This is a genomic window from Anoxybacillus pushchinoensis (assembly GCF_900111795.1).
Classification (GTDB): Bacteria; Bacillota; Bacilli; order Bacillales; family Anoxybacillaceae; genus Anoxybacillus; species Anoxybacillus pushchinoensis.
Genome location: NZ_FOJQ01000086.1, coordinates 1 through 6,563, shown reverse-complemented (window position 1 = coordinate 6,563; position 6,563 = coordinate 1). Strand labels below are relative to the sequence as shown.

The window sequence follows — 6,563 nt, the reverse complement described above, 5'->3', positions numbered from 1 at the left end:
CGCTTCGTTGAAGTGGGAGTCTTCTCGCCTAATTAAGATAAAACCGATTTTATTGTACAGAAAGAGAACGAAAAATGTTGTCGAATACTGTAGAAAAGGATGAATAAATTTGAATATTTTCGCCAAATTAAAAAGAGAGTCCCGAATAGAGCTTCCGTGAAAGCATAGATTGGTTATCTCCATAGAAAAAGAAAAGTGTCCTTGTTATCACTATAAGATAAGGACACCCTTTATAAAATGGTTAACTTTATTATGTAAACAAAAATAACGATGCTAACAAACTTCACAACAAAAGATCGAATCGAAACTTTATCCCTTTTCTTTTTTTGAATAAAAGTTCAATAAGGAGAAAAAAAGCCAGAGTGATTGAAAACGAAACTAAAAGAGTATGTTTTCGTTCATTGACGAACACCTCTTGGATGTATATGTGAATGCGATATTTTTTACTATAAATGAATGTTTGGCAACTATCTCTTCTTCGTCATTCATAACTAGTAATCGCCATTCCCCAAAATCTGACAAAGTCAGATCCTCTAGCGACTTATAATTAGTATAACATGTGAATACTTTGAATAATTAAGTAACAAAACACTTCATATGACTGTAGCAAATGGTGATCAAAAGAGGCGGCCATCCTTTGGAATAACGTTGTAATCACATAAAAAACTAAGTTTTCTATAGGGACGTGACACACACAACCGAAAATCATATAATTGTAATAGCATGGAAATAAAAGGACGGTGACCAGATGGAACAAATCATTGTGGAAACATTAAAGAATGCGGTCTCGCCTTCTGTCATTTATTTGTTCGGATCAGCAGCAACAGGACATATTCGCCACGATAGCGACATTGATATTGCTTTTTTGAGCGATAAGCAATCATTCGACCATTATGAACGCTTTATGCTCGCTCAACAATTGGCAGAGCGATTACAGCGAGACGTCGATCTCATCGATTTAAAAGAAGCGAACACCGTTTTTCAAGCACAAATCGTCAGTAACGGTAAGGTCATCTATTGTGCAGACGAACAAAAAAAGGCAGAATATGAATGGCTAGTGCTGAAAATGTATGCAAAACTAAACGAGGAACGAGCCGAAATTTTGCGAAACATTGTGGAAAGTGGGTCGGTTTATGATTCATGATGTCATCCTAAATAAAATCAGTGTCATCGAACGGTGTCTGAAACGTATTCATGAAGAATATGAAAACAACCCAAAACATTTGGAGAATTACACAAAGCAAGATTCCATTGTCCTCAACCTCCAACGGGCGTGTGAAGCAAGCATTGACTTAGCGATGCACATCGTTGCACAAAAAAAGCTCGGACTTCCACAAACAAGCCGAGACGCTTTCACTCTTTTAGAAAAACATGGTATCATCTCTTCATCCTTGTCACAGAAAATGAAAGCGATGGTCGGATTTCGTAATATCGCTGTGCATGACTACCAAGAACTGAACTTGACCATTTTACAAAAAATACTCGACAACCATTTAACAGACTTCACCGAGTTTACGAAAGCAATTGTTGGACAAAAATAGGCGGTGCGAATATGCATCGCCTTAGCAACCACTTTCTAATCCTAATCCCAATGCTTCTTCCACTCATCTAAAAAGGCAGGGAGCCGCTGTTGATAAAATTTCAGACAAGAGATGACATCACTTCAACCCCTCAATCTCTTCCACAGACAACTCCGTTAGTTCATGAATTGTCTGTACGTCGTAGCCTTTTTCCAGCATCTTTTTCGCGATTTGGCGTTTTTCTTGTTGTAACCCTCGTTCCACGCCTTCTTTCAAACCCTTCTCTAGCGCTTTTTTCTCATATGAAATGATTAAATCCAACACTTGTTCTTTTTCTTTCGTTTCCATTTCATTCACCTCGTTTCGCAATTGTTGTTCTTCTTCATCCGACAGTTGCACATATGTTTCGAAAAAGCCGATTAACAATCGTTGCTTTGCTTCGTCTAATTCCATGCGTACGATCATGCGTAAAAACTGTTTTTTCAGTTCTACCCGTTCACTTTCAGTATACCCCATTTTGCTTAACAGCGCAGCGGCGATTGGGTTGTCGTGGCGAATGTAATCACGCCAGTTTTGTTTACGTAATTCAACGGTAAGAAATCGGAATTGAAGCACATCGAAAAACGGAAATTGGAGCGTAAACGATGAAGGTTCATTTCGAAGGTAATCGTAGCTAAATACGGCAATCGGTAGCATCTGCTTTCGGTATTTTTCAAACAAGCGGCTAAAGTAAATAAACATTCGTTCGGGAAACGATGGCTGCACATAGCTTTGGTTTTCGATATGGACGATAATAAGGCTATCCTCCCCTTTTAACTTTGTTTCTACAAGCAAATCGACGCGATACTTCTCCCCCGCCGTCACATCGGTAAACAACTCCTCTGACAAAAACGACACGTGTTGAAAATCGATATGCTCATGCACATGCGGGAAAAAGAGAAGAAGAAACTCTTCAAAAAATGTCGTAATCAGCTCTTTAAACAACCGATCATGGTCAACCGCCATATATGCACCTCGCTTTCTATTTTGTGGTGTATTTTCGACAAAATTGGTGATGTTCCTTCTTTAGAAATGGAAAAAGCAGAGAGAAAACTATCACTCTCTGCTTCTACAAATCTCGACATGCTTCGGGGCGGTGGCACCGTATCATGACTTCCTGAAATATGGTATAATGTGTATAAAACCTCAACCAAGGTGGGATACAAATGAGAACTAACAAAAAAGGGAACCGTGGCGCCTATCATATAACAACTGGAACAGCAAAACGACCAATTTTAAAAAGGATCGTGCGTCAAAACCGTCATCATTACCGAATCGAAGTGCCTGTTCTAACAGAAGGACAAGTGAAGGAGGTCATTCAAGTGCAATCTGAAAAGAAAAAACTAACCAAAGAAGAAAAAAAGCGTTACACAAACGTCTAGCTGGTAGTGCAAAGTTATTTAGCAAAGAAGGCGTGGTGGAATCACTCAAAATTGCAAACAGGGAAGAGTGGGAGAATTAAGCAGTGTCAACAAAAATACTAATTGATACAAATATATACGCGGCACATGAAATGGGTTACCCTGATGCAGTAGAGTTCATTGAACAGCTAATTGAAGATGAAGCGGAAATTATTATGACTACCTTGATTGAGATGGAAATCATGTCTCATTTCGAAATCTAAACAAATCCTGATATAAGAGAAAATAGAAAAGGATATATTCAAATGGCCGATCAAATTTATGACATCACTAGAGAAGATACGGAGCTAGCAGCTGACATAAGAAGGAAAACAAATATCAAAATGGAACAAAATGGTTGCAAGACAACTGTCTTACAACCATTTTGTCAACAGTCTGAACGGCACGCACAAAGGTGCGTATGGCCGTCTTTTAAGAAGTCGATGCTGTTTTTCGTTTATTCTGATATTCACTCACATATCTACGAAGATACGGATATTGAAAGCAACTATTGCGTGAATATAAAAAAGTAATTATATAACAGATATTTATTTTTAAATATGTTATAATACAATGTAACTAACAAAAGAAATGTGCGAAAGGGGTTTTGTTTATGGATATGTATACGAAAGCTTACCAAAGATACGTTGAAAAATGTCGTGAGTTCGGCATTGAAGCAATTGATTTAATTGAATTTATTCGCAATTTGACAACTGAACAAGTCCAACATATTATGATCCAAAGTTAAAGATTGGAGTGAAATGATGAACAGAGATACGGATGTAAACGTATAAATCCCCCATTTTATTCTGTAAACAGAATGAGATGGGGGATTTTTATAATTTTTTTATAAAAATATTTTTTATACTTTACTATTAAATATTAATTTAGTATAATTCTAATGTACTAATCATTATCACTTCATTGTGTATACAACTGAGAGACAATTCATTTTATTTATATGCTAGAAAGGGGAATAAAAGAATGGAAAACAAAAACGAACACGTATCCAAATGCCCATTCCATGGGAGCGTGACAAGTCACGCTTCAAACAAAACAACAAACAAAGACTGGTGGCCAAATCAACTAAACTTAAACATCCTTCATCAACATGACCGAAAAACGAATCCACATGACGAAACGTTCGATTATGCGGAAGAGTTTCAAAAACTTGACTATTGGGCGTTAAAAGAAGATTTGCGCAAACTGATGACGACAAGCCAAGATTGGTGGCCTGCCGACTACGGTCATTACGGACCGCTATTTATCCGCATGGCTTGGCATTCGGCAGGAACGTATCGCATCGGTGACGGACGAGGTGGAGCATCAACAGGCACGCAACGTTTTGCCCCGTTGAACAGCTGGCCGGACAATGCGAATTTAGATAAAGCACGTCGCCTGCTGTGGCCGATTAAACAGAAGTATGGCAATAAAATTTCGTGGGCGGACTTAATCGTATTAGCTGGCAACGTAGCCATTGAGTCGATGGGTGGAAAAACGATCGGGTTTGGCGCTGGCCGTGAAGACGTATGGCATCCAGAGGAAGACATTTATTGGGGTGCGGAAAAAGAATGGCTCGCTTCGGAACGTTATACAGGCGATCGTGAGTTAGAAAATCCGCTTGCTGCTGTGCAAATGGGACTCATTTACGTCAATCCAGAAGGTCCGGACGGTAATCCAGATCCGCTCGCAGCCGCACGTGACATTCGTGAGACGTTTAAACGAATGGGCATGAACGATGAAGAAACGGTGGCGCTGATCGCAGGCGGTCATACGTTTGGTAAAGCGCACGGAGCTGGCGATGCATCGCATGTGGGTCCTGAGCCAGAAGCCGCTCCAATCGAAGCACAAGGATTAGGTTGGATCAGCTCATACGGAAAAGGAAAAGGACGCGATACGATTACAAGTGGCCTAGAAGGCGCTTGGACACCGACACCTACAAAATGGGATAACAGCTATTTACAATTGCTTTTTGAATACGAATGGAAGCTAACAAAAAGTCCAGCTGGTGCGTATCAGTGGGAAGCAGTGAACTTAAAAGAAGAACATCTCGCTCCAGATGTCGAAGATGCGAACAAGAAAGTGCCACCGATGATGCTGACGACCGATTTAGCGTTACGGTTCGACCCAGCATATGAAAAAATTGCTCGCCGCTTTTATGAACATCCTGAAGAATTTGCTGATGCGTTTGCACGCGCATGGTTTAAACTTATTCATCGCGACATGGGGCCGAAAACGAGATATCTCGGTCCAGAAGTACCGAAAGAAGATTTCATTTGGCAAGACCCGATTCTAGCAGTCGACGTGGAATTAACTGATGCAGAAATCGAAGACATCAAAACGCGCATTTTGCAATCAGGACTAACAGTGAGCGAGCTTGTAAAAACAGCTTGGGCGTCCGCTAGCACATTCCGCAACTCCGATAAGCGCGGCGGAGCAAACGGTGCGCGTATTCGACTCGCTCCGCAAAAAGATTGGGAAGTAAACGAACCAGAGCGACTTGCTAAAGTGCTTTCCGTTTACGAAGATATTCAACGTGAACTTCCGAAAAAAGTGAGCCTTGCCGATTTAATCGTACTTGGCGGTAGCGCCGCTGTCGAGAAAGCTGCACGCGACGCTGGTTTTGACGTTCGTGTACCGTTTATGCCTGGGCGCGGCGACGCAACCGAAGAACAAACAGATGTCGAAAGCTTTGCTGTATTAGAACCGGTTGCGGACGGATTCCGTAACTACCAAAAGAAAGCATACAGCGTCACGCCTGAGGAGCTGCTTGTCGACAAAGCGCAGTTGCTTGGCTTAACCGCTCCAGAAATGACTGTATTAGTTGGTGGATTGCGCGTGTTAGGGGCAACGTATCGCGACCTTCCTCACGGTGTATTTACGGATCGTATCGGCGTGCTAACGAACGATTTCTTCGTCCACCTCGTCGATATGAGCTATGAATGGGTACCAAAAGAAGATGGCTTGTACGACATTCGCGACCGGAAAACAGGAGAAGTTCGTTGGACCGCCACACGTGTCGACTTAGTGTTCGGTTCGAACTCGATCCTCCGTTCGTACGCCGAATTTTACGCCCAAGACGACAACAAAGAAAAATTCGTCCGCGACTTTATCAAGGCTTGGGTAAAAGTGATGAACGCTGACCGCTTTGACCTGCGGAAAAAAACAAAAGCATCCGTTACAGTGTAAACGAAAAAGCAGGCGGACGATTGTCCCCTGCTTGTTTATTTCTCATAAATCACAACTCCGTCACGCTTAATTTGCTGTGCGATTTCTTTGTTCAACTCATATTTCGCACCTTGGTAGGGCGGAACAAAAGGATTTTTTATTCAGTTTTTTAGAATAACTTTTAAACCAACACAACGAGCGATGGCAATCCTTTTTTTACCATCGTTGGTCGTTCTTTATCCCATTAGACGTAAATGCTCTCGTCCATCCCTAATCCTTGCAGAATCCTTCGCTGCTCGTACGTGAGCGGTTGACCTAACGCGCGTTGAATTCGTCCATCCGGCAGTTCCAACAGGACGACTCTGACATACCAAAACAATTGAAAAATCGCTTGTCCGGTCGGTCGGGTCAGTTTCCGGCCTCCCGCGCCCTTTAA

The 6,563-nt window shown here is 41.5% G+C and carries 6 protein-coding genes and 1 pseudogene; 5 read left to right on the top strand and 2 right to left on the bottom strand.

All coding sequences use genetic code 11. The features are described 5' to 3' along the window. Positions 1 to 748 precede the first annotated feature (748 nt). Both mntA and hepT read left to right on the top strand, forming a co-directional pair. Positions 749 to 1,144 carry a type VII toxin-antitoxin system MntA family adenylyltransferase antitoxin gene (gene mntA / locus BM213_RS13835; RefSeq protein WP_091705102.1) on the top strand — a complete coding sequence of 132 codons (396 nt, stop codon included), beginning with the start codon at positions 749 to 751 and terminating at the stop codon, positions 1,142 to 1,144. Continuing rightward, positions 1,134 to 1,541 (top strand): type VII toxin-antitoxin system HepT family RNase toxin, encoded by a 408-nt coding sequence (gene hepT / locus BM213_RS13830; protein ID WP_091705100.1) that lies wholly within the window; start codon positions 1,134 to 1,136, stop codon positions 1,539 to 1,541. Before mntA ends, hepT begins: the two co-directional genes overlap by 11 nt. 117 nt (positions 1,542 to 1,658) lie before the next feature. On the opposite strand, the gene BM213_RS13825 is transcribed toward hepT, so the two are convergent. Beyond that, positions 1,659 to 2,525, bottom strand: a complete 867-nt coding sequence (locus BM213_RS13825) for an Rpn family recombination-promoting nuclease/putative transposase (protein ID WP_091705098.1) — start codon at positions 2,523 to 2,525, stop codon at positions 1,659 to 1,661. Positions 2,526 to 2,725: 200 nt separating this feature from the next. On the opposite strand from BM213_RS13825, the gene BM213_RS15105 reads away from it, so the two are divergent. The 3 genes from BM213_RS15105 to katG all read left to right on the top strand — a co-directional run bounded on the left by BM213_RS15105 (position 2,726) and on the right by katG (position 6,148). Next, positions 2,726 to 2,941 (top strand): hypothetical protein, encoded by a 216-nt coding sequence (locus tag BM213_RS15105; protein ID WP_244149307.1) that lies wholly within the window; start codon positions 2,726 to 2,728, stop codon positions 2,939 to 2,941. Between the two features lie 631 nt (positions 2,942 to 3,572). Continuing rightward, positions 3,573 to 3,707 carry a hypothetical protein gene (locus BM213_RS15190; RefSeq protein WP_279625329.1) on the top strand — a complete coding sequence of 45 codons (135 nt, stop codon included), beginning with the start codon at positions 3,573 to 3,575 and terminating at the stop codon, positions 3,705 to 3,707. A gap of 236 nt (positions 3,708 to 3,943) precedes the next feature. After that, positions 3,944 to 6,148 carry a catalase/peroxidase HPI gene (gene katG, locus BM213_RS13810; RefSeq protein WP_091705096.1) on the top strand — a complete coding sequence of 735 codons (2,205 nt, stop codon included), beginning with the start codon at positions 3,944 to 3,946 and terminating at the stop codon, positions 6,146 to 6,148. A 223-nt stretch (positions 6,149 to 6,371) separates the two neighbouring features. On the opposite strand, the pseudogene BM213_RS13805 reads toward katG, so the two are convergent. Continuing rightward, positions 6,372 to 6,563, bottom strand: a pseudogene (locus BM213_RS13805) (IS1634 family transposase); the annotation flags it as partial.

Excerpts from the sequence above, each read along its gene's own strand:
- mntA (WP_091705102.1), top strand. The coding sequence starts at position 749 with ATGGAACAAATCATTGTGGAAACATTAAAGAATGCGGTCTCGCCTTCT.
- hepT (WP_091705100.1), top strand. The coding sequence starts at position 1,134 with ATGATTCATGATGTCATCCTAAATAAAATCAGTGTCATCGAACGGTGT.
- BM213_RS13825 (WP_091705098.1), bottom strand. The coding sequence starts at position 2,525 with ATGGCGGTTGACCATGATCGGTTGTTTAAAGAGCTGATTACGACATTT.
- BM213_RS15105 (WP_244149307.1), top strand. The coding sequence starts at position 2,726 with ATGAGAACTAACAAAAAAGGGAACCGTGGCGCCTATCATATAACAACT.
- BM213_RS15190 (WP_279625329.1), top strand. The coding sequence starts at position 3,573 with ATGGATATGTATACGAAAGCTTACCAAAGATACGTTGAAAAATGTCGT.
- katG (WP_091705096.1), top strand. The coding sequence starts at position 3,944 with ATGGAAAACAAAAACGAACACGTATCCAAATGCCCATTCCATGGGAGC.